Source organism: Arcobacter pernae, from assembly GCF_049472135.1.
Lineage (GTDB): Bacteria > Campylobacterota > Campylobacteria > Campylobacterales > Arcobacteraceae > Arcobacter_B.
Map to the genome: position 1 here is coordinate 65,564 of NZ_JBMOVV010000008.1, position 21,815 is coordinate 87,378.

The following is a 21,815-nucleotide window of genomic DNA, read 5'->3' on the forward strand; positions in this document are numbered from 1 at the left end:
GGTAAGAATTGTGAAAAAAACTCTTTTTTTACTAATTCTTCCTTTATTGGCATTTAGTAAGTTTCAAATAACTGTCTATATGCCAATAGAAGAGTTTTTTATTAAAAAAATAGCTCAAAACTATGTAAGAGCTAAAAAAATCACACTATACTATACTGATAAACCTGTTGATTTAAAATATTCAGACCTTTCAAGACTTGCTCAAACAAGAGCATATTTTCATTTTGGTTTAGACATTGAGAAAACTTATATTTCAAAACTTCAAGAAATTAATCCTCAAATAAAAATTTATGATTTGTCAAAAGGAATTAAAAAACTTAAGACAAAAACGGGAGAGATAAATCCATATATTTGGACTGATCCTTTACTTTTAAGAGATGTGGCTACAAATATATTGAACTATTTAGTTGAACTAGATTCAATAAATGAAGACCATTATAGAAGAAATTATGAAATGTTATTAGTTAAACTAGATAAACTTTTTTTAGATATAAGAGATAATCTTTATGCAAGTGAAATATATAATATCTATGTATTTGATGATTATTGGGATTACTTTGCGAATAGATTTTCATTAAACTTATATAAAAGAAAAAAAGAGATTGTAAAAGCACATAATATTGAAAAGATTGAAAACTATACAAGTTCAAGAGAGATAAAAGCTATATTAATTCAAAATAAAGATTCTAAACCATATGCAAAGTCCTTAGCAGGAAAAATGAATATTATTATAAAAGAGCATGATATTTTCGAAGAGTTGTTCTTTTTTAACTTAGAAAACCTATCTAAAAAATTATCAAGTTAATTATAAAAAATTATACAAGAGTATAAAAAGTATACACCCTTATAAAAATTATTTCTTCCATAATGTGTATAATAAATGTATACAAATTGGGAGAAGTAGTATGTCAAAAAAGTTTATAAATTATAAAGGTATAAATGTTAAAAAAGACTTGTATCCTATTATTAAACATATTGAAGATGTAGATAAATATAGAGAAGAGTTGGGAAGACTTAGTTCTTCTTGGGATATTTTTGCTCTTCTTGGTCAATTAGGGGATATTAATATTGATATTGGTAAGACAAAAGAGAATTTTTTAAATCTTACATCAACACTATTAAATCACTTAAGTGAAGAGACTATAAAAAAAGTTACTGCAGAGATGAAGTTTAAATCACAAGTTGCTATTGATGTTGTTATTAGAAACCTATTTGAAAGAACAGCTGATATTGGTTTTTTGGCAACAGATGATGATATTAGAAACTTTATACAAAATTATGTATCAGATTATAATGATGAGAGTTTAGAACTTAAAAAACAAATCCAAAAAAGATTTAAAGAGTATGTAGCTAAATATTCAGTATATTTTGATATTGTACTAGCTAATCCAAATGGTAAAGTGATTGCTAGACTTGATGAAACAAACAAAGTTGATAAAATAGATAATAGTTTTATTCAAGAAGTTTTAAATACAAGTGATGAATATGTTGAGACATATAAGCATCATGATTTTATTCCCCAATATAAAAAGACATTAGTTTATTCATATAAAGTTACAAAAACAAATGACCCAAGTAGTGAGAACTTAGGAGTTCTTTGTCTTTGTTTTAGATTTACTGATGAAATGAAAGGTATCTTTAAAAACTTAATTGATACTAGAAATAAAGAGGCTTTAACTATTTTAGATAAAGATGGTTGTGTTATTGCTTCAAGTGATAATGAGTATATTCCTCTTGGTTCAAAGCTACCAATTGTTTTAAATGAAGACTATAAAGTTGTGACTTTTTCAGGAAGAGATTATATAGCTAAAACTTGTAAGACAAATGGTTATCAAGGGTTTAAAGGACTTAAATGGTATGGGCATATTATGATACCAATTGAATATGCTTTTTTAAGTGATGATTTAAATCCTATTGATACAGATGATAACATCATTGAAGCTATGATGGATAATGAAGAACATTTTTCAAAAGAGTTAAAAGATGTATTTAATAAAAGTAGAACTATTCAAGATAATCTTAGTCGTGTAATTTGGAATGGTAATATTGCTCAAAGTAAATTAAACTCTTCAAATAGAGGTTTCTCAAAATCTTTATTAAATGAGATTGGAATCACTGGTATTAAAGCAAACTCTTCTTTAGAAAATTTGAACCAAACTATTATTACTTCAATTTTAAAAGATAGTGAATTTTTATCTTCTTTAGCTATTGATATTATGGATAGAAACCTTTATGAAAGAGCAAATGATTGTAGATGGTGGGCTTTAACTTCTTATTTTAGAGAAGCTTTAGATGATATGAACTCAATTGCTCATAAAAAAGATGAAATTAGTTCAATTTTAAAATACATAAATGATTTATATACAGTGTATACAAATCTTCTTATTTTTGATAAAGATGGAAAAGTAATAGCTGTATCAAATGAAAAAGATGAGTATTTAGTAGGAAAAGTTTTATCTCAAGAGTGGGTAGGAAAGACTCTAACTTTAAGTGATACTTCTAAATATACTGTATCAAAGTTTGATAAAACAAATCTTTATAATAATGAGCCAACATATGTTTATTGTGCTGCGATTAGGTCTTTTAAAAATGAGAAGCAAATAAATGGTGGTATTGCAATTGTATTTGATTCAACTCCACAGTTTCATGCAATGCTTGATGAAACACTTCCAAAAAACAAAAGTGGAGTTTTTGCACTTTTTACAAACAGAGCAAAAAAAATCATCTCATCTACAAATGAGAAATTTGAAATTGATGGTTTCTTAGATATTGAAGATAAGTTTTTCTCAATTGAAAATGGTCATAAATACAGTGAAATTATTGAATATGATGGTTGTTATTATGCTGTTGGTGTTAGATGTTCAATGGGATATAGAGAGTACAAAAGTAGAGTTGATGATTATAAAAATGATGTTTTATGTTTTGTATTTATAAAAATTGGAAATATTGAAAATAGTAATAGAATGCTTTCTAATAAAAATAATACATTTACAAATCAAAATGACAATAAAAAGTTTGACGAAGATAGTACAGAGTTAGCAACTTTTAATATCGGTAATAAATTTTTAGCAGTTGAAGCAAAAAATGTACTAGAATCAATATCTATTGATGAACTTGAAGAGTCAATAGATATTGATAAAAATAATCCTTTTAAAGGAATGGTTTTATATAAAGATAGACTTATTTCTGTTTTAGATATTAGAGATTTTATCAATGTAGATGTAAGTAATGATGAGCTAAATAATATAATCTTATTTGAATATGATAAAGATAATATTGAACACTGTATTGGAATAATGGTTTCAACACTGCAAAGTATTAGTGTTGTAAAAAGAAGTTCTATTCAACATATAGAAAATCACTTCTTAGGTTCAGGAACATTAGTTCAAAGTTTAGTTGATATCACAGAAAACAATGAATCAAAAGTTGCAATGATTTTAGATATTAAGAAAATCGATGATAACCTGACGCAAAGGGTAGGGTAGAGTCTTTATAGTATATGTTAAAACATATTGTGGCACAATACGAAAAATATAAATACAAATAAATTTAAAAGAAAATATAATGAGCCATAATAAAAAACCAAATAAATTTTTACCAACAACTAAAGCTGAAATGAAAGAGCGTGGTTGGGACGAACTTGATGTTGTTCTAATCACAGGTGATGCATATATAGATTCACCATTCATGGGAATTGCAGTTGTTGGAAGAATTTTAGAAGACATAGGATTAAGAGTTGGAATCATAGGACAACCTGATGTTGATTCTGATGTTGATATAAAAAGACTAGGTGAGCCTAAACTTTTTTGGGGAGTAAGTGGTGGAAGTATTGACTCAATGGTGTCAAACTACACTGCAACAAAAAAGTTTAGAAACTCTGATGATTATACTCCTGGTGGAAAAAACAATAAAAGACCAGATAGAGCTACTTTAGTATACACAAATCTAATTAGAAGACATTTTAAAAATACAGTTCCTGTTGTACTTGGAGGAATTGAAGCAAGTCTTAGAAGATTAACTCACTATGATTACTGGACAAATAAATTAAGAAAACCTATTTTATTTGATTCAAAAGCTGACTATATGATTTATGGTATGGGTGAGCAAGCTATTATTGATTTAGGAAATACTTTAAGAGAAGGTGGAGATCCAAGAAATATTAGAGGACTTTGCTATATCTCAAAAGAAGCTCCTACTGATGAAAACTTTAAAGAAATACCATCTCATCAAGACTGTTTAGATGACAAAGAAAAGTATATTGATCTTTTCAGAGACTTTTATGATAACAATGACCCTATTTATTCAAAAGGTTTATATCAAAAAGTAGATACACGATACCTAATCCAAAACCCACCAAGTGACCATATGGATGAAGATGAAATGGATAAAATCGCATCTTTCCCATATCAAAGAGATGCACACCCTTTCCATAAAAAAGATGGTAAAGTTAAGTGTTTAGAAACTATCAAATTCTCAATTATGACTCACCATGGATGTTGGGGAGAGTGTAACTTCTGTGCTATTGCTGCTCACCAAGGTAGAACAATTAGAACTAGAAGTGAAAAGAATATTTTAGAAGAAGCAAAATCATTTACTAAAATGAAAGACTTCAAAGGTATTATCTCTGATGTTGGAGGTCCGACTGCAAATATGTATGGTTATGAGTGTAAAAAGAAAATGAAGCTTGGAACTTGTGTTGATAATAAAAGATGTGTAGATGCAACTAGATTATGTAGAACAATGAAAGTTGATCATAGCAGAAATATTCAACTTCTAAAAGATATTAGAGAAATTCCAGGAATTAAAAAAGCCTTTGTTGCTTCTGGTGTTAGATATGATTTAATCACAGCTGATAAAAAGCATGGTTATGAGTATTTAAAAGAGATGGTTGATCATCATATTTCAGGTCAGATGAAAGTAGCACCTGAGCATACAAGTGATGAGGTTCTTCATCATATGGGAAAACCTGGAAAGCAAACACTTATTGATTTTAAAAAGATGTATGATAGATTAAATAAAGAATCAGGTAAGAAACAGTTCTTAACTTACTATTTAATTGCAGCTCATCCTGGATGTGAAGAGAAGCATATGAGAGAGCTTAAAGACTTCACTACAAATGAACTTAAAATGAATCCAGAACAAGCACAGGTATTTACACCAACACCTGGAACATACTCAGCTGTTATGTATTATACAGGTCTTGATCCATTTACAAAGAAAAAAATATTTGTAGAAAAAGACCCTAGAAAAAAAGAGAAACAAAAAGAGATTGTTATTGAAAAACATAAGTTTAACCATTATGGTGGAACAAAGAAAAAAGAGTTTGGTGCAGGAATGCAAGGGTAATTTTTAAGTTAATACTTTTTAAATTTGAATCAAGGTTTTATACCTTGATTTAATAATATTTCTAATCACAAAACATTTATAAAAGCACATTTTTGTTAGAATCTCATCACTAAAAACAGTAAAACACATTTAAGGAAAATCTATATATGAAAAAACTATTTTTAATCATTGGAGCTCCAGGTTCTGGAAAAACTACTGATGCTGAACTTATCGCACAAAAACATGAAGATATTACACATTATTCTGCGGGTGGTATGTTTAGAGCTGAGGTTGCAAGTGGTAGTGATAGGGGACAGTTAATAGACTCTTTTATTTCAAAAGGACTTATCGTTCCTATTGATATTGCAATTGAAACAATTGTAGATGCTATTAAAAATGCTCCAACAAAAGTAGTTATTATTGATGGTTATCCAAGATCAAATGAACAAATGACAGAACTAGATAAATACTTAGAAAATGAAAAAGAAGTTGAGTTATCAAGTGTAATTGAAGTTGAAGTATCAAAAGATACAGCTTTCAAAAGAGTTCTAGGAAGAGCAGCAGAAGATGAGGTTGTAAGAGCTGATGATAATGAAGAAGTATTTTTAAATAGAATGAGAGTTTACACAGAGCCTTTAAAAGAGATTCAAGAGTTTTATCAAGAGAGAAATTTACATAAAGTGATTTCAGGTGAGGGAACTATTGAAGAGATTGTAACTGAAATGAATGAGTTTATTGAATCTAAAATTTAATGATTAAAAAAGTTAACTTTTACTCAGTTATTATAGGAACTGAATTATTAAATGGGCGTAGAGTTGACGCTCATTTTTCTTTCTTAAATGAACAACTATTAAAAAGAGGTTGGGAACACAAAGCCTCTTTTGTAATAGAAGATGACCCAGAACTAATGCTAAATATCTTCAATCTTATAAAAGAAGATAAAGACTCAGTTATGTTTTGTTTTGGTGGTATTGGCTCAACACCTGACGATTATACAAGACAAACAGCTGCTAAGGCCTTTACTGATTCAAAGATGGAATTTCAAGAAGAATCAAAAAGAAAAATAGAGAATAGATTTAAAGAAGAAGCATATCCCCATAGAATAAATATGGCATATTTACCTATAAATGCAAAACTACTTAAGAATGTAGTAAATGACATTCCAGGCTTTTATTTAGAAGATAGATTTTTCTTTACACCAGGTTTCCCTTCTATGAGTCAAAGTATGGTTATTGAAGCTTTAGATAAACTATATCCTAAGAGTATTTCTAAATATAGAAGAGTATTAACAGCTTCTTGTGGGGAAAATGATTTAATTGATATTATGAAAAAAATGCCAAATCATTTAGACTTTGCTTCTTTACCTAAAATCATAGAAGATAAAAGAAAAGTAGTACTTTCTCTTGCAGGATATGAAAGTGTTGAGGTTGATGAACATTTTCAACTTTTTATAGACTATTTAGAAGAAAATAGGGTAGAGTATATTTTAAAAGATATTAGCTTTTAAAAGTTATTCTGTTGGTTTATTATAACTTCCAATATTCCAGCCTTTATCTTTGGGATACTTAGCTAGATTATAATCATTCCAAACTTTGATACATAGTTTATTGCCTTTGTGATACTCTTTTTTTGCAAAAACATGAGCTCGTCCAAAGTTTGGAAATGCACCCTTACCACTTGCATACATATATGCAATATAGCAGTTCGCTTTATACTCTTTTTGTTTAGATGCTTCTTTAAAATAGTAAAGGGCTTTATCATAATCTTTTTGTGTTGTAAGCCCTTGTAAAAAAAGTCTTCCTACAAATAACTGAGATTTTGCATGACCATTATTGGCAGCATATACAAAACTATTGTAAGCTTTTTTTTCATTATAATAATTACTTTTTTTTGATAAATATATTTTCCCTAAGGTATAGTAAGCATCTAAATTTTTGTTTTCTTGTGCTAATAAAAGTAGGGTGTAGGCTTTGTCTATATCTTTATTTTTGATATATTTTAAAGCCTCTTCATAGTAGTTTGTAGTTGTAGCTAATAATATATTTGATAAAATACCTAAGCTTACAACTACTTTTTTCATACAATTTCTCTTGGTATTTGAGTACTTAAAGTTGTTGTTATTTCATATGTAATTGTATCGTGAGTTTTTGCTAAATCATTTGCATTATCAAAAATACATACTTCTTTATCTTGAGTGTTTAAAGATAAATTATCCATTGAAACTCTTCCTAAAACTTTATAACCTTTTGGAGTGAAGTATTCATTTCTTTCATTTAATCTTAAAAAACCATCGCCATAACCTAGGTCATAAGTTGAAGCTATCATATCTTCTTTTGCAATATATGTTCCACCATATCCTATAGCATCACCTTTTGTTATTTTTCTTGTTGCTATTTTTGTTGCCCAAAGAGATAATACAGGTTTTAGTTCTGGTACCCTTAAAGGTTTTTTATTCTCAATATACCCATAAGTGGCTATTCCAACTCTAGCAAAATCTTCATTGAAGTGGTTATGTCTAAATAGAGCAGATGAGTTGCAAGAATGGAACTTTGGAAGAGGTAGTGAAAGTTTTTCACATAAGTTCATAACAATACTTTTAATCTCCTTAAAATTCTCATTCTGCCAATAAAATTCTGTTGATAATTCATCAGCACTTCTATGATGAGTGAATACTCCTGTAATGTTTACATTTTTCTTACATAAACCATCAATACACTCTTCTAGCTCATCTTTTGATATTCCATTTCTATGCATACCTGTATCTACTTTGATATGAACATTAGCATTTTTTGGTAAAAGACTAATATTTTCTAGTGAGTTTAAAGCTATGTGAAAAGTGTGTGAATAAGTAGGGAAATTTGTTTCAGCTAGAATTAATATATAGTCAAAAAAATCTTTAATTCTTATTGCTTCTTCATATGTTCTAACCACTGCTTTTTCTATACCAAACTCTTTTGCTAATGTGGCTATTTGTTCAAGACCATGTCCATAGGCATTATCTTTTAATACAACGGCAACTTTATCTTTACTTCCTGCATGATTTGTTATTATTTCTAAGTTATGAAATAGATTTTTTTTGTTTAATAAGATTTTTGCCAAGGTTATTCCTCATTCTCTCTAAAGTAATTATGTATTAAATTTGCATCTTTTTCATTGATAACTTCTTTTAGTTCTTCAACTGATGCAGTTTTGATTTTTTCAAATTCTCCAAAGTATAAAAGAAGCTTTTTAACTTTTGCTTCTCCTATACCTTTGATTTGAAGTAGAGAGATTTGCTTATCTTCTCTTCTTTTTTGTTTTTTATGGAAGTTGATTACAAATCTATGGGCTTCATCCCTTTGTCTTTGAACAAACTGAAGTCTTTGGTCACTTGTTTTTAGTTTTAGGTTTCTAATAGTTCCATCTTTATCTTTATAGTGAACTATATCTTTTGCTGCACCTTTTGCTCTGTGGGCTTTTGCATCAACTTTCTCTTTTGCAATGGCTATTATATCAAGGTTAACACCAACTGATTGTACTATATCAAAAGCAAGTTTTAGTAGAGTCTCACCTCCATCAATAACCCATAAATCAGGTGCAGGGTTCTTCTCAAAACTCTCAACTCTTCTCATTAGCATTTCTCTCATTTGAGAGTATTCATCTTTTGATTCTAAGTTATAGTGTCTAAAGGCTTTTCTATCAAAAGAGTTTAACTCTTCATTCCATACAACCATTGCACCAACTGTTGCTTGACCCATCATATGAGAGTTATCAAATGATTCTATTCTGTAAGGAAGACTTGCTAAATTAAATAGATTTTTTAATTCATCATAAATCGTAGTTTGGTTTCTACTTGAATCAATTCTAAGTAACTCATCACAGTTGTTTAGGGCTATTTCTAAAAGAGTTTTTTTCTTCCCTCTTTGTGGTGTGATAATATTTATATTTCTTTCAAATCTGTTTTTTAAGAACTCTTCAATCTCTTCTTTATCTTCTATTTCTTGAGCTGTTAATACCTCTTTTGGTAAAAGTGGTATTTCATTGTCATAGTAGTTTATAATAGCTCTTTTGTAGGCTTCATTTAAATCAATATTTGTATTGTCTTCTAAAAAGTCTAGCTTTACAAAATCGTGAGAAGAGGAAGTTAGTTTTCCATCTCTTATAAACATTCTTACAATCACAGCTTTTTTTGTTCCTGCTTTGATTGCAAATAAGTCTAAGTCTTCATTTGTAGCTAAATCCATACCTGATTTAATTTGAGATTTTTCAATTGTTTTTATTCTATCTCGAAGTTTCATAGCCTCTTCAAATCTAAACTCTTCTGAGTATTGCATCATTCTTTCTTCTAGTTTTGAAATAAGCTTTGTTTTATTGTATATAAAATCAAGTGCTTCTTCAACTACTTTTCCATAATCAGCAGTTGAAATTTTACCTTCACAAGGAGCATAACACTTTTTGATTTGATGGAAAAGACAAGCTTCTTTTCCTTTTACACATGATTTTTTTTGTACAAGGGGAACTATCTCATAAATAGAGTCAAGCATATCTTTTGCACCAGTTGAATAAGGACCAAAGTATTTGATATTTTTGTTTTTATATACTCTTCTTGTTATCTCAAGTCTAGGATATAGTTCATTATAATCAACCATAATATAAGGATAGGTTTTATCATCTCTAAGAAGAATATTGTATTTAGGTTTTAACTGTTTTATTAAAGAGTTTTCCAAAATTAAAGCATCATGCTCATTTGGTACAACTATCCATTCTAATGATACAACTTCTGTAATCATCTTATAAATTCTAGGACCTAATTTATCTGATGGAAGAAGTTTTGGAGTAAATTTAAAGTATGACCTAACTCTATTTTTAAGTACTTTTGCTTTTCCTATATAAAGTAAATGACCATCTTTGTCAAAGTATTGATATACCCCAGCATCATTTGGGAGTTGTTTAAGTTTCTCTTCTAATTGCATTTTGAAATAATATCTAAAAAATGCTTTACAAGAATTATAAGTTTGATTAAATTTTGTTGAAATAAACCTTTAGCTAATTACTTAGCTAAAAGTCCATTTTTTACATTTTCATAAGTTTCATTTCCACAAAGAGTTTCTACAAGTTTTAAAGCAAAAGTTGTAGCAGTCCCAGGACCTCTTGAAGTTATAACTTTTCCATCTTCTACTACATCTTGAGTTGAAGTATAACCTTCATCTCTTATTTTTTGTTCAAATGAAGGATAACATGTATAATTTGTATTTAAAACATCAGCCGTATGAAGTGCGTATGGTGCTGCACAAATTGCTGCAACATATTTATCATCTTTTTTCATGGTTTTTAACAGCTCTTGCACTTTTTCATTTTCTGCAAGAGTAAAGGCATTTGGTAATCCCCCTGGAAGAACAATCATATCAAAGTCATTTGCATTTACTTCTTCAATCATATAATCAGCTACAATTTTGATACCATTTGCTCCCTTTGTCTCAAGTGATTCAACAGCTGCTACACAAACTTCAATTTGAGCTCTTCTACAAATGTCTATTATTGATACTGCTTCAATTTCTTCAAATCCATTTGAAATAGGTACTATAATTTTTGCCATTTTTACTCCTAAATTAAAAATTTATTTATTATATAGAAATTTTTTTAATGATAATTTATATAATAAGGTTGTTCTTCTATTATTTGACTACCAACATTTTCAAAGCCTAGTATTTTTTGCGGAGTCATTAAAGGTTTTATATCGTTATTGTAAAATATTTTAAATCCACCAATTGCTTTATCTATTTGTTCTCTTGCGTATAGTGCATTGTAGATTTTAACTTTTACACCTGCTTGCCCATGTCCATCTATGTTATAGATTAGTTTTATATTCTCAAAGTTTTTAACTTCTTCTTTTTGTCTTAACATTCTTTTATGAAACATATGAACAATTAGTTTTTTATTCTCTTTTATATTATTTTGTTTTAAATAGTCACTTACATACTCTTGTAGTTCATTTAACTCATTTGCCTTAATATGTCCTACATATTTTCCTGGAGGATATCTTCTGTGTTTTGGTATTCTAAATTCTGGGTCGATTGCAATATGAACATTTTCATATTTTAAATATTTTAATAATGGTTCAACAGCTTCTTTAGGTGTTTTAACAGCAAGTTGTACATCTAGTATAACTGCAAAATTCTCTTTTTGAGCTCTTTTTATATATTTAAGTACACTTTTCTCACTTATACCTAATAAGTAGTCATTTCTTCTTCCTGGATCTTTAGTTGCAAGAGAATGAATAATATGAAAAGCCATTTTAACCTGTAGATTTTTATTCTCTTTTGCTAAACTTTTTTTATAGTACTCTTCTTTTTCTCTCATTTTAATAACTAGTTCATCAATATTATTTTCTCCTAAAATACCCAGAGATTTACTATTTGGTCTTCCATAAAAGCCAACTAAAACTTCATTTTCATAGGTTTTTGAATAGGTTTTAATTTCTGCATTTGCAATATTGCTTAAAAAAAGTATAGATATACATATAAAAAATAGTATTTTGTTCATTTTTCCCTCAAAAAAAATTATTTAATTTTTAAAGTATATTCTAATATCTTGAAATAAAATTTAAAAAATTTTAAATAAGGTTTTTTACAGTTAAATACTATTAAGATTTCATCAAAAAAAGGAAGAGTATTGCCTGGAAGATTAGCTATTTTTGATGATAGAAGTTTTAAAAAAGATTCAAAAGATTTAATCAAAAATGATATGGTCTCATCTTTACAAAAAAGATATAATATTCCTCCTACAACACCAATTCCTGCACTTTTAAATAATGGTAATTATTTATATACACATTTTGGATTTTTACCTTCTTGGGCAACATCAAAATCTTCTATGAATATAAATGCTAGAAGTGAAAGTATTTATGAAAAAAAGACATTTAGAGAATCATTTAGATTTAAAAGATGTATTATTCCTATAAATGGTTTTTATGAGTGGCAAATCGAAGATAAAGAAAAAACACCTTTTTTTGTAAAAGATTCAAATTTAGATTATCTTGGAGTTGCTGGAATTTGGGATGAGTATTTTGAACCTTCATTAAATATGAATATTGTTACAGTTGCTTTGATTACTTGTGATGCAAATGATAAATTAGAGAAAATTCATCACAGAATGCCTGTAGTTTTAGAAAAAAAAGATTTTAGAACTTGGCTTAAAAGTGATGATTTAAAAGAAGTAAACTCTTTATTTAAAATATATGATTCTAAGAATTTAGAGTTATATGAAGTTTCTAGTGATGTAAATAAAGTTTTATTTGATAAACCTTCCTGTATTGAAAAAGTAGAAGAAAAAGAGATTAAACCTTCTGGTCAATTATCACTTTTCTAATGCCTTAAACCATAAAATCCAAAGATTTGTACAGATTTTTTTATAAGATTTTAGTTTTTGTTTATGCTCTTTCTTTACTTTTTTAAAATACTCTTTTAATAAAATATCTTCTTGTTTAGAGTTTAATTTAAATTCAATACATAAAGCTGCTAAATCAAAAAATCTATCATTTATACAAGAAAATTCCCAATCAATAAAAAAAGCTTTGTTTTTATTAAAAAGTATATTTTTTTGATTTAAATCATGATGACAAAGGACTAAATCTTTTTTGTATTTACTCAATTTTTCAAGTTCTAATAAAGAGCTATTTATTATATTATGAAGTTTTTTATCTTTTAAAGTTTTTTTATAAAACTTGAAATCTTTTTTTAGATTGTAGGCTTTATCTTTTATTTTTATAGTATGAAGTTTTTTAAGACTTTTAACTATTTTTTGTATATCTTTTTTTAAAAGTTTTTCTTTATGATTTCCTTTTAAAAATTCACAAATCATTAAACCATTTTTTTCATCAAGTTTATATGCTTGTGCAGCAATATTTTTTTTGAAAGCTTTTCTTTGTATTTGAAACTCATTTCTTCTATTTTGTTTATCTTTATGTTTATGTTTAAATACTCTAATAGTATATGTTTTATTAGAAGTTTTTAGCTTATAAATAGTGTTGCAAACTCCTTGGTTTTCTAAAAGTTCAAGACTTGTAAGCTTTTTATTTTTAAATAGCTTATATGTTTTAAGAGTTTGAATGTTCATAATCTTTTTTCCAGTTTAAGTAAGCAACAAAAGCAAGTGTTGTATAAATAGCAAATAATACAGCTGTTAAATTTAACTCTTTTTGAATATAAATATAAATAGAAACAGCATCTATTACTATCCAATATAACCAGTTTTCTATAACTTTTTTTGCTAACATGTAAGTAGAAAATATTGCAAATACAGTAGTAAAAGAATCAACATATGCAAAATCTGCATTAGTATAGTTATTCATTATAAAACCTAAAGCCATAGATAAAATACTTAAAGCAATAATTATTTGTATATTCTTTTTTATTCCATAAGATGTGATTTTTAGTTCTTCTTGAAGTTTGTTTGTATATTTCCATGAATACCAACCATAAACAGCCATTATTAAATAGTAGACATTTAAAGCACTATCCATTAGAAGTGATACATCAAAAAATATTATGGCATAAATAAGTGTTGAAAAAAATCCTGCTACCCAACACCAAATATTTTGTTTAATAGCAAGTAGTAAATAAGCAATAGACAAAGCCATAGCAATGGCTTCTAAATTTGACATGATTTTTAAGTAATCTATAATAGGTGTAAAAAATTGTTCGATATTATTTCCTTTTTAAAAAAAGGAAATATATCAAAAAAAGTATAAAAAACTCTATTTAGATAGAAGTTCTTTTATTTTAGGCTCTATATCAAAAGGTTCTGTAGTAGGTGCAAATCTATCTAGTACATTTCCTTCTTTATCAACTAAAAACTTTGTAAAGTTCCATTTTATACTTTCAGTTCCTAAAACTCCAGAAGCTTCTTTTTTTAGATAAGTATATAAAGGATCTTCATTATCACCATTTACATCAATCTTTGAAAACATATCAAAGTTAACACCATATGTTAACGTACAAAACTCTTTTATCTCTTTGTTTGTTCCTGGTTCTTGGTTTGCAAATTGATTTGATGGGAAACCTAAAATCATAAACTCTTTATTTTTGTATTTATCAAAAAGTTTTTCTAAACCTTCATATTGAGAAGTAAAACCACATTTACTTGCTACATTTACAATCAAAAGTACTTTATCTTTGTACTTTGACATAGATACTTCTTTTCCATCTATATCTTTTACTTTAAAATCATAAATACTCATAACATTCTCCTTTGCAAATAAACTTCCTATAAAAAGTGAAAAAATAATAGTAAATCTTAAAATCATAACATCTTCCTTTTAATTATTTATATATTTTAACGCAATTTACTGTTATTTTGTATGAAGATTTTATTAGTTTACTTGAACTTGATTTCTTCCATTTTCTTTTGCTTTATATAAAGCTTTATCAGCTCTTGCAATAATTGAATCTAAACTCTCATCATTTTTTATGTTTTGAGAAATACCAATACTTACTGTTATTGCTATTTTTAAACCTTTATATTCAAAGACTTTATTCTCTAATAGTTTTCTAATTTTTTCTGCTAAATTATTTGCTCCATTCTCATCAGTATTATTTACTATTATCATAAACTCTTCTCCACCAGTTCTTGCTAATATATCAGATTTTCTAATGGCATTTTTTAAAGTTGTAGATACATATTTTAATACTTCATCTCCAGTTTGGTGTCCATAGGTGTCATTTACTTTTTTAAAGAAATCTATATCAATACAAAGTACACAAATACTTAACTCTTCTCTTTTTGATAAATCAAAAACTTTTTGTCCCATTTCAAAAAAGTATCTTCTATTTGGAATTTGGGTTAAGAAGTCTGAAGTTGAGATTTTTAGAAGCTTTTCATTTGCTTCAAGCAACTCTTTTGTTCTTTTTATAACCTTTCTTTCTAGTGTTTTATTTAGTCTTAGTATATTTCTTTCTCTAGTGTAAATACTATTTATAGTATATGTAATAATAAAAATAAAAACTATACTTGTAAAGAAAGTTATTACAAATAAGATATTCGTTTTAGATGTAATTAACTCTACATTTTGGCTGTAAACTTCTGTTGGAATACTAACTCTTAATCCACCCATAGTATCACCAACTTTATAGTTTTGGTTTTTATGACATTTAAGACATGATTCATCAACTTTAAGACCTCCTAAAAGGTCATAACTTTTATGATTTAGTTTTGTGTAAAACTCTTCATTTTTATTCTCATCAAGATATGTTAATGCTTCTCTTTCAAAAAGATCAGGTTTATTATGGGGGTTTTTAGGGTTTAAACTTGTTATTTTGAAGTAATAGTTTTTATTTCTTTCATTTGATAATTCAGATAATTGTCTTGTCATCCAAGCAGGATTTATTTTGATAAGCAAAGTTCCATCTTTTGTAAAAGTATGATTGTCTTCTAAATATGGATTAGGTTCTATCCCATCATGAGCTTTTACATAAATTCCTTCATGTTTAGATGCCCAAAGCCTTGTATTAACAATATTATTGAAAAGACTTGATGCTTCTTGAAAAAGAATCTTTTGTGAAACTTGAATATAACTTACTTTTGTTTGATGGATATAGTTAACAATTATTATTGTAACTAAGAAAATTAGAGTTATTATGAAATAAATAATGAAGTTTTTGTTTTTCATTTTCTAACCTATCATATGTATGAAAATATTATAACATAAAATAATTTTATATAGTGTTTTATTGGATTAAAAAGTATACAACTTAAAAACATTTTTTTGTAACTAAGTTGTTATAATTGTAGTATATAATTCGCAAAAGGAGAAAGTATGGAAATTATATATATTACCTTTGCTTGTATTATGTTAGTTGGTATTAGTGCTTGTTGTATAGTAAAATTTTTTGGAAATTATGAGTCTATGTAGCAACAACAGTTTTATTTCGACCTGAGTTTTTTGCTTTATATAAGGCTTTATCTGCTCTCGCAAAAGTTTGTTCTAAATTATCATTATCTAAAACTTCATCAAATTTTGCAATTCCTAAACTAATAGTATATTTAATAGATTTATTCTCATTTATTTTAACTTCAGAATTCTCAATATATTTTCTTATTTTTTCACCTACTAGGTAAGCATTTTCAATATTACAATCTTGTAAAAGAACTACAAACTCTTCTCCACCAAATCTTGAGATAATATCACTCTCTCTTAAGTTCTCTTCTAGCGCTCTTGCTATATGAATAATTACTTCATCTCCTATAAGGTGACCATATGTATCATTTATATTTTTAAACTTATCAATATCTAATACAATTAAAGAGATACAAGTATCATTTCTTTTACTATAAGATTTGATTTTTTTAGATTGCATAGAAAAATATCTTCTATTAGATAGTTTTGTAAGTGGGTCTTTATGTGTTAATTCAACCAAGTTTTCATTAAGTTGCTCTAATTTATGGTTGGTTTCACAAAGATTTGTAGTATTGTAAATAAATAAACAAACTTGTTCTTTTTCAATATCATAAGGAACAATTGTAATATTTTGTTGCATATATTTATAAATACTATTTGTAACAGAGTCTAAAGGTATTCTGATTAAATATTTATTTTGGTCTACATTATAAAAAGATGGGTTGTTAGTAACTAAAACAGATTTTACTTTTCTTTTTAGTTTTTTTTCATTTATATCTTCATAAAGGGAACATATATTTTTATTTATAACATCTTCTTCTTTTTTATATGTAAGTATTTCTAGCCATCTATTCCAAGCTAAAATATTTAAATCTTTATCAAGAATTATAATACCATTATCAACACTATCAAATATTACATTATTGTTTATATCAATCATTTAGTTTTATAAATCCTCTAAAAATTTTGTGATAGATTCTCTTAAATATTTAGATGATTCATCTTTTGATAATATAATCAATTCACCCTTTATATTTTCATCTTTGAAGTTTAATTCTGTAGAAATAATGATAATATTTTCATACTCTTTATTAAAACTTTCGTTAAACTCTTGAATATTACTTATTCTTCTAATATTTGGTGAAGAAAAAGAGATATTGGCATTTATTAGTGAAGCTAGTTTTCCTGATGTTACTGATGAAATTATATTTGTGATTTCTAAAACAACATCTTTAATCTCATCTTCATCAATTTCATTATCTTCTAATCCAAACTCTTTAGTAAGATTATAACTTGAATTCTCATCAATAATAAAAAGGTTTTCTCCTGAGATATTTCCATGAATTAACTGGTTAGCAATAAAATAGTTACCATTTTCAACTATTTTTTCATTTAAATGCCTTATTAAACCTTCACTTGTAACAGTAGTAATAATTGGAATATTAAGTGTTGCAAATTTATCAATGATTTTTGAAATGGCAGCTGTTGCTTCCCCATAAGCAATATTCATTAATTCTTGTAAGCAATCTCTTTCATCTTCATTAAGATCGATAAGACTTTTACTCATTAGATTAGTCCAAGTTTTTCAAGCATCTTTTTTAAGTTATCTAAATTAATTGGTTTTTTGATGAAACCTAAAGCTCCATTATCCTTAGCTTTTTGCATAGCTTGTTCTTGAATATCAGCACTAACAATAATGATTTTAGCATCTTTATCAAATTGACTAATTTGTTTTGTAGCTTCAAACCCATCAATTATAGGCATAGTTAAGTCCATAAAACAAATAGAAGGATTGTGTTCTTTATAAAGTTCAATAGCTTCTTGTCCATTAGTAGCTTCTATTATTTCAGAGTCTTCTGAGATAATCTCTTTTAAATTTTTAATTGTCATTTTTCTAGCTAGTTTTGAATCATCAACTACTAAGTATGTCATAAAGTATCCTCAAATAATTTTTGATTATTGTAGCATAAAAAGAATTTTATTCGATTGAAAAAAATGTTAGTTTGTGATATTTTTAGTGATTTGTTTTTTGAAATGGTCGGGGCGAGAGGATTCGAACCTCCGGCCCCCTGGTCCCAAACCAGGTGCGCTAACCAGACTGCGCTACGCCCCGCCTTTTGTAATAAGGCCGAAATAATACTATGTTTTTAATAAATTGTCAAGGCTAGTTTATTAAAAACTACTTAATTTTTGAAATTTCTATATCATTTATATTCTCAACTAGTTTTAAAAGCTTGTTATCTTTCATTTCTAAATAACCTTCACTTTTAACTCTTCCTTTTGAATCATAAATAAATTTAAAGTTTTCATCAAAGCTAACAGTAATAAACTTATCTTTTTTTACTTCTATTTTTTCTGTTTTTACATCATTTGCTATTGCTTTTTTAAGAATATAGATTATTGCATATTTATCTTTTTTATATTTAGTATCTTCTTTATCTTTTTTTCCTGTAAAATCTTCATTATAAAAAATAAAGTTATCTTTTCCTAATAGAAATCTTGCAATAGAGTTTGTTACTTTTGCTTCTAAATAGTTGTTTTCTAGTGATTTAAAGTTCTCTATTTCACCTAGAGTTATACCTTTAAACTTGATACTATAGTTAGCAAAAGCTATGTTTGTAAGTATTAAAGTTGATATTATAAATTTCATGTTTATCCTTTAAATTAAAGCAAATATTATATCTAAAAAGTGAATTGATTGTGTAAATAAATCAATCAAAAAGTTTTGTTTTCTCTATCAAAATATCATTATGATTTACAAATCTTTCACATCTTAATCCATTTAGTTTTTTACAAATATTTTGCCATTTTTTAGTGTGTCCTGAGTTTTGTTTTGCAAAATCACCAATGTGAAACATAATCGCATGAGCATATTCATGTGGGAAAACATCATTTATCATATAGTTAGAACTTTCTTGAAATCTTTTTTTATTTAAATAGATTTTAATAGTTCCTTTTTCATAAACGGCCATTCCAAATCTTTTATCACTCATCTCGTCTGATATTATGATAGGAAATGTTCTTGTAATATTGAAATGAAGTTTTGTAAGATATCTTAACTCATTATGTTTTTGTTGAAGTTGTTGAATATATTTTTCTTCTAAGGGCTTTTTTAAAAAAGTATAATCTTCATACCAAAGATAAACTAAAAGTGCTGTAGCACTTATAGTTATAAAAAGAAAAAACTTTTGAAGGTTTTTTATAAACATACTATTCTACAGTTTTTATTAGTACATCTCTGAAGTGGTTAAGTTCTTTCATTTTTGTATCATCACCACCATTTATATCTGGATGATATTTTCTTGCAAGCTCTTTATATCTTTTTTTTATCTCTTCTTTTGTTGGCTCACTAGTAAATCCAAAAAACTCTTTTGCTTTTTGTACTTCATCATATCTTGGTTGATTTGCAAAATTTTGAAAGTCATTTGCATTAAAATTTTTAAAATCATTAAAGTTAAAGTTTGCATTATTGCCTTGTGAAAACTCTTGTCCATTAAATTTAAAATGAAAACCACTAGAACGGATTTTCTTTTTTAAATTATAAATAATTATAAATCCAATAATAAAAATAATACCTAAAATCATAAGGAAAGTGCCAAAGTTAGTGAAAATAAGGTATAGAATAAAAAATATTATAGCAAGTCTTACTAATCTATTAAAAATGTAAATAACTGTGTTGTTCATAAAATGTTAATCCTTTAAAATAAACTCGTATTATAGTATTCTTTTTACAAGAAGTAAATTAAAGGTTTTACTTATTCAAAATTTAATTATGTAAATTAAATGTGTTACAAAAGTAATCATTAAAACTTTAAAAATATTGCTATTTTGTTGCTATGAAAGAATTATCATAAAAATATCACATGCTAGGAATATTCTTTTTTTCGATCAATTCAAGGAGGAAAGTATGAGTATTGGTTTACAAGCATTTTTTGCTTCATTACCTATCATCTTAGCTGGTATTTTACTAGTTGGATTAAGGGTTTCTGCTAAGAAAGCAATGCCTTTAGTATATTTAGCAACTGTGGGAGTTGCATTTGTTGTATGGGAAGTTTCTTTTAATAGAGTTATGGCTTCAACTATTCAAGGTCTACTTATAACAGTTGCTGTTTTATGGATTATTTTTGGTGCAATTTTACTTTTAAATACACTAAAACATTCAGGTGCGATTGCTGTAATTAGACAAGGATTTAACAATATTAGCCCAGATAGAAGAGTTCAAGTTATTATTATTGCTTGGTTATTTGGATCATTTATTGAAGGAGCTTCTGGATTTGGAACACCTGCTGCTATTGCAGCACCACTTTTAGTTGCAATTGGGTTCCCTGCAATGGCTGCTGTAATGGTTGGTATGATGATTCAAAGTACACCTGTATCATTTGGTGCTGTTGGAACTCCTATTTTAATTGGAGTTAACAAAGGTTTAGATGCTCAAGGAATTAGTCTTACTTTAGAGAGTCTTGGTTCGTCTTGGGATGTTTATTTACAAATTATTACATCACAAGTTGCAATTACTCATGCTATAGTTGGTACATTAATTCCTTTATTTATGACAGTAATGTTAACAAGATTTTTTGGTGAAAATAAATCTTGGAGTGAAGGTTTAAGTATTTTACCTTTTGCTATTTTTGCTGGACTTGCATTTACAATTCCATATGCTTTAACAGGTGTTTTCTTAGGTGCTGAGTTCCCATCAATTATTGGTGCTTTAGTTGGATTACCAATTGTTGTATTTGCAGCAAAAAAAGGTTTCTTAGTTCCTAAAAAAGCTTGGGATTTTGCTCCAAAAGAGAAATGGCCAGTTTCATGGGTTTCAAAATTAGAGATTAAATTAGATGCAATGAGTGCAAAAGTTCCAATGTCTTTAACAAAAGCATGGATTCCATATGTATTAGTTGCAGTAATTTTAGTTATCACAAGAGTTAGTGATGAAGCAAAAGCATTTGTTAAAGCTTGGGTAATTCCATTTAAAGATATTTTAGGTGAAAACTTAGGGTATTCAATCACTCCACTTTACTTACCAGGTGGTATTTTAGTATTTGTAGCAATTGTTACTTATTTCTTACACAGAATGGAATTCAAAGAGATGAAAGAAGCAATTAGTGAGTCTTCAAAAGTTATGATTGGTGCAGGATTTGTACTTATCTTTACTATTCCATTAGTTAGAATTTTAATTAACTCTGGTGTAAATGAGTCTGGATTTGATTCTATGCCTGTTGCAATGGCTAATTTTGTAGCTTCTGCAGTTGGTGATGTTTATCCTTTATTTGCTCCAATGGTTGGTGCTTTAGGTGCATTTATTGCAGGAAGTAATACTGTATCAAATATGATGTTAGCACAGTATCAATTTGGTGTAGCAGACGCTTTAGGTGTATCAACTGCATTTATGGTAGCTCTTCAAGCAGTAGGTGCTGCTGCTGGTAATATGATTGCAATTCATAATGTTGTTGCAGCAAGTGCTACTGTTGGACTTTTAGATCAAGAAGGTCAAACTTTAAGAAGAACAATTATTCCTACAATTTATTATTGTTTACTAGCAGGTATCATAGGACTTGTTGGTATGTATGTACTAGAAGTAGTAGATCCACTTATGAAATAAAGAAAAGAGAGTTATTCT

General features: G+C 27.3%; 22 protein-coding genes and 1 tRNA gene. 7 read left to right on the top strand and 16 right to left on the bottom strand.

Annotated features, from left to right (window positions below; genetic code table 11):
- Positions 1-10 precede the first annotated feature (10 nt).
- The 5 genes from ACH5BF_RS10215 (at position 11) to ACH5BF_RS10235 (ending at position 6,832) form a co-directional block, all read left to right on the top strand.
- Positions 11-805, top strand: a complete 795-nt coding sequence (locus tag ACH5BF_RS10215; RefSeq protein WP_423274135.1) for a metal ABC transporter solute-binding protein, Zn/Mn family — start codon at positions 11-13, stop codon at positions 803-805.
- A 100-nt stretch (positions 806-905) separates the two neighbouring features.
- Positions 906-3,485: a chemotaxis protein CheW gene (locus ACH5BF_RS10220; RefSeq protein WP_423274136.1), complete on the top strand. Its 2,580-nt coding sequence runs from the start codon at positions 906-908 to the stop codon at positions 3,483-3,485.
- Positions 3,486-3,564: 79 nt separating this feature from the next.
- Positions 3,565-5,346 carry a YgiQ family radical SAM protein gene (locus ACH5BF_RS10225; protein WP_423274137.1) on the top strand — a complete coding sequence of 594 codons (1,782 nt, stop codon included), beginning with the start codon at positions 3,565-3,567 and terminating at the stop codon, positions 5,344-5,346.
- Between the two features lie 146 nt (positions 5,347-5,492).
- Positions 5,493-6,077, top strand: a complete 585-nt coding sequence (locus ACH5BF_RS10230) for an adenylate kinase (RefSeq protein WP_423274138.1) — start codon at positions 5,493-5,495, stop codon at positions 6,075-6,077.
- The gene (locus tag ACH5BF_RS10235; protein WP_423274139.1) at positions 6,077-6,832 is read left to right on the top strand and encodes a competence/damage-inducible protein A; all 756 of its coding nucleotides are present in this window, start codon (positions 6,077-6,079) and stop codon (positions 6,830-6,832) included. Before ACH5BF_RS10230 ends, ACH5BF_RS10235 begins: the two co-directional genes overlap by 1 nt.
- A gap of 3 nt (positions 6,833-6,835) precedes the next feature.
- On the opposite strand, the gene ACH5BF_RS10240 is transcribed toward ACH5BF_RS10235, so the two are convergent.
- From ACH5BF_RS10240 to ACH5BF_RS10260, 5 genes are all read right to left on the bottom strand, one after another.
- Positions 6,836-7,405 carry a tetratricopeptide repeat protein gene (locus ACH5BF_RS10240; RefSeq protein ID WP_423274140.1) on the bottom strand — a complete coding sequence of 190 codons (570 nt, stop codon included), beginning with the start codon at positions 7,403-7,405 and terminating at the stop codon, positions 6,836-6,838.
- Entirely contained in the window at positions 7,402-8,424 is a 1,023-nt protein-coding gene (locus ACH5BF_RS10245) for an alanine racemase (RefSeq protein ID WP_423274141.1), read from the bottom strand. The genes ACH5BF_RS10240 and ACH5BF_RS10245 overlap by 4 nt, the downstream gene beginning before the upstream one ends.
- A 2-nt stretch (positions 8,425-8,426) precedes the next feature.
- On the bottom strand, positions 8,427-10,277 hold the full coding sequence (uvrC, locus tag ACH5BF_RS10250) for an excinuclease ABC subunit UvrC (protein WP_423274142.1): 1,851 nt from the start codon (positions 10,275-10,277) through the stop codon (positions 8,427-8,429).
- 77 nt (positions 10,278-10,354) lie between these two features.
- Positions 10,355-10,900: a DJ-1 family glyoxalase III gene (locus ACH5BF_RS10255; RefSeq protein WP_423274143.1), complete on the bottom strand. Its 546-nt coding sequence runs from the start codon at positions 10,898-10,900 to the stop codon at positions 10,355-10,357.
- 44 nt (positions 10,901-10,944) lie between these two features.
- On the bottom strand, positions 10,945-11,847 hold the full coding sequence (locus ACH5BF_RS10260; protein WP_423274144.1) for a hypothetical protein: 903 nt from the start codon (positions 11,845-11,847) through the stop codon (positions 10,945-10,947).
- 129 nt (positions 11,848-11,976) lie between these two features.
- On the opposite strand from ACH5BF_RS10260, the gene ACH5BF_RS10265 reads away from it, so the two are divergent.
- Positions 11,977-12,672 carry an SOS response-associated peptidase gene (locus ACH5BF_RS10265; protein ID WP_423274145.1) on the top strand — a complete coding sequence of 232 codons (696 nt, stop codon included), beginning with the start codon at positions 11,977-11,979 and terminating at the stop codon, positions 12,670-12,672.
- On the opposite strand, the gene ACH5BF_RS10270 is transcribed toward ACH5BF_RS10265, so the two are convergent.
- The 11 genes from ACH5BF_RS10270 to ACH5BF_RS10320 form a co-directional block, all read right to left on the bottom strand.
- Complete coding sequence (locus ACH5BF_RS10270) at positions 12,661-13,419, bottom strand: phosphotransferase (RefSeq protein ID WP_423274146.1); 759 nt, start codon at positions 13,417-13,419, stop codon at positions 12,661-12,663. The genes ACH5BF_RS10265 and ACH5BF_RS10270 overlap by 12 nt on opposite strands.
- Complete coding sequence (gene pnuC, locus ACH5BF_RS10275; protein WP_423274147.1) at positions 13,400-13,966, bottom strand: nicotinamide riboside transporter PnuC; 567 nt, start codon at positions 13,964-13,966, stop codon at positions 13,400-13,402. Before pnuC ends, ACH5BF_RS10270 begins: the two co-directional genes overlap by 20 nt.
- A 93-nt stretch (positions 13,967-14,059) precedes the next feature.
- On the bottom strand, positions 14,060-14,542 hold the full coding sequence (locus ACH5BF_RS10280; RefSeq protein WP_423274207.1) for a glutathione peroxidase: 483 nt from the start codon (positions 14,540-14,542) through the stop codon (positions 14,060-14,062).
- 132 nt (positions 14,543-14,674) lie between these two features.
- Positions 14,675-15,970: a diguanylate cyclase gene (locus tag ACH5BF_RS10285; RefSeq protein ID WP_423274148.1), complete on the bottom strand. Its 1,296-nt coding sequence runs from the start codon at positions 15,968-15,970 to the stop codon at positions 14,675-14,677.
- A gap of 235 nt (positions 15,971-16,205) precedes the next feature.
- On the bottom strand, positions 16,206-17,138 hold the full coding sequence (locus tag ACH5BF_RS10290; RefSeq protein WP_423274149.1) for a GGDEF domain-containing protein: 933 nt from the start codon (positions 17,136-17,138) through the stop codon (positions 16,206-16,208).
- A gap of 6 nt (positions 17,139-17,144) precedes the next feature.
- A complete protein-coding gene (locus ACH5BF_RS10295; protein WP_423274150.1) occupies positions 17,145-17,765 on the bottom strand; it encodes a chemotaxis protein CheX in 621 nt (206 codons plus the stop codon).
- Complete coding sequence (locus tag ACH5BF_RS10300; RefSeq protein WP_423274151.1) at positions 17,765-18,130, bottom strand: response regulator; 366 nt, start codon at positions 18,128-18,130, stop codon at positions 17,765-17,767. The genes ACH5BF_RS10295 and ACH5BF_RS10300 overlap by 1 nt, the downstream gene beginning before the upstream one ends.
- Before the next feature lie 103 nt (positions 18,131-18,233).
- Positions 18,234-18,311, bottom strand: a tRNA-Pro gene (locus ACH5BF_RS10305).
- Between the two features lie 66 nt (positions 18,312-18,377).
- On the bottom strand, positions 18,378-18,848 hold the full coding sequence (locus ACH5BF_RS10310; RefSeq protein WP_423274152.1) for a hypothetical protein: 471 nt from the start codon (positions 18,846-18,848) through the stop codon (positions 18,378-18,380).
- A gap of 61 nt (positions 18,849-18,909) precedes the next feature.
- A complete protein-coding gene (locus tag ACH5BF_RS10315; protein ID WP_423274153.1) occupies positions 18,910-19,407 on the bottom strand; it encodes a SprT-like domain-containing protein in 498 nt (165 codons plus the stop codon).
- Position 19,408: 1 nt separating this feature from the next.
- Positions 19,409-19,882, bottom strand: a complete 474-nt coding sequence (locus ACH5BF_RS10320) for a J domain-containing protein (RefSeq protein WP_423274154.1) — start codon at positions 19,880-19,882, stop codon at positions 19,409-19,411.
- Between the two features lie 223 nt (positions 19,883-20,105).
- Between ACH5BF_RS10320 and ACH5BF_RS10325 the strand changes: the two genes are divergently transcribed.
- Complete coding sequence (locus ACH5BF_RS10325) at positions 20,106-21,797, top strand: L-lactate permease (protein WP_423274155.1); 1,692 nt, start codon at positions 20,106-20,108, stop codon at positions 21,795-21,797.
- The last annotated feature ends 18 nt before the right edge of the window (positions 21,798-21,815 follow it).

Excerpts from the sequence above, each read along its gene's own strand:
- ACH5BF_RS10325 (WP_423274155.1), top strand. The coding sequence starts at position 20,106 with ATGAGTATTGGTTTACAAGCATTTTTTGCTTCATTACCTATCATCTTA.
- ACH5BF_RS10225 (WP_423274137.1), top strand. The coding sequence starts at position 3,565 with ATGAGCCATAATAAAAAACCAAATAAATTTTTACCAACAACTAAAGCT.
- ACH5BF_RS10235 (WP_423274139.1), top strand. The coding sequence starts at position 6,077 with ATGATTAAAAAAGTTAACTTTTACTCAGTTATTATAGGAACTGAATTA.
- ACH5BF_RS10260 (WP_423274144.1), bottom strand. The coding sequence starts at position 11,847 with ATGAACAAAATACTATTTTTTATATGTATATCTATACTTTTTTTAAGC.
- ACH5BF_RS10285 (WP_423274148.1), bottom strand. The coding sequence starts at position 15,970 with ATGAAAAACAAAAACTTCATTATTTATTTCATAATAACTCTAATTTTC.
- ACH5BF_RS10295 (WP_423274150.1), bottom strand. The coding sequence starts at position 17,765 with ATGAGTAAAAGTCTTATCGATCTTAATGAAGATGAAAGAGATTGCTTA.
- ACH5BF_RS10320 (WP_423274154.1), bottom strand. The coding sequence starts at position 19,882 with ATGAACAACACAGTTATTTACATTTTTAATAGATTAGTAAGACTTGCT.
- ACH5BF_RS10315 (WP_423274153.1), bottom strand. The coding sequence starts at position 19,407 with ATGTTTATAAAAAACCTTCAAAAGTTTTTTCTTTTTATAACTATAAGT.
- ACH5BF_RS10280 (WP_423274207.1), bottom strand. The coding sequence starts at position 14,542 with ATGAGTATTTATGATTTTAAAGTAAAAGATATAGATGGAAAAGAAGTA.
- pnuC (WP_423274147.1), bottom strand. The coding sequence starts at position 13,966 with ATGTCAAATTTAGAAGCCATTGCTATGGCTTTGTCTATTGCTTATTTA.
- uvrC (WP_423274142.1), bottom strand. The coding sequence starts at position 10,277 with ATGCAATTAGAAGAGAAACTTAAACAACTCCCAAATGATGCTGGGGTA.
- ACH5BF_RS10310 (WP_423274152.1), bottom strand. The coding sequence starts at position 18,848 with ATGAAATTTATAATATCAACTTTAATACTTACAAACATAGCTTTTGCT.
- ACH5BF_RS10270 (WP_423274146.1), bottom strand. The coding sequence starts at position 13,419 with ATGAACATTCAAACTCTTAAAACATATAAGCTATTTAAAAATAAAAAG.
- ACH5BF_RS10300 (WP_423274151.1), bottom strand. The coding sequence starts at position 18,130 with ATGACATACTTAGTAGTTGATGATTCAAAACTAGCTAGAAAAATGACA.
- ACH5BF_RS10230 (WP_423274138.1), top strand. The coding sequence starts at position 5,493 with ATGAAAAAACTATTTTTAATCATTGGAGCTCCAGGTTCTGGAAAAACT.
- ACH5BF_RS10290 (WP_423274149.1), bottom strand. The coding sequence starts at position 17,138 with ATGATTGATATAAACAATAATGTAATATTTGATAGTGTTGATAATGGT.
- ACH5BF_RS10220 (WP_423274136.1), top strand. The coding sequence starts at position 906 with ATGTCAAAAAAGTTTATAAATTATAAAGGTATAAATGTTAAAAAAGAC.
- ACH5BF_RS10240 (WP_423274140.1), bottom strand. The coding sequence starts at position 7,405 with ATGAAAAAAGTAGTTGTAAGCTTAGGTATTTTATCAAATATATTATTA.
- ACH5BF_RS10255 (WP_423274143.1), bottom strand. The coding sequence starts at position 10,900 with ATGGCAAAAATTATAGTACCTATTTCAAATGGATTTGAAGAAATTGAA.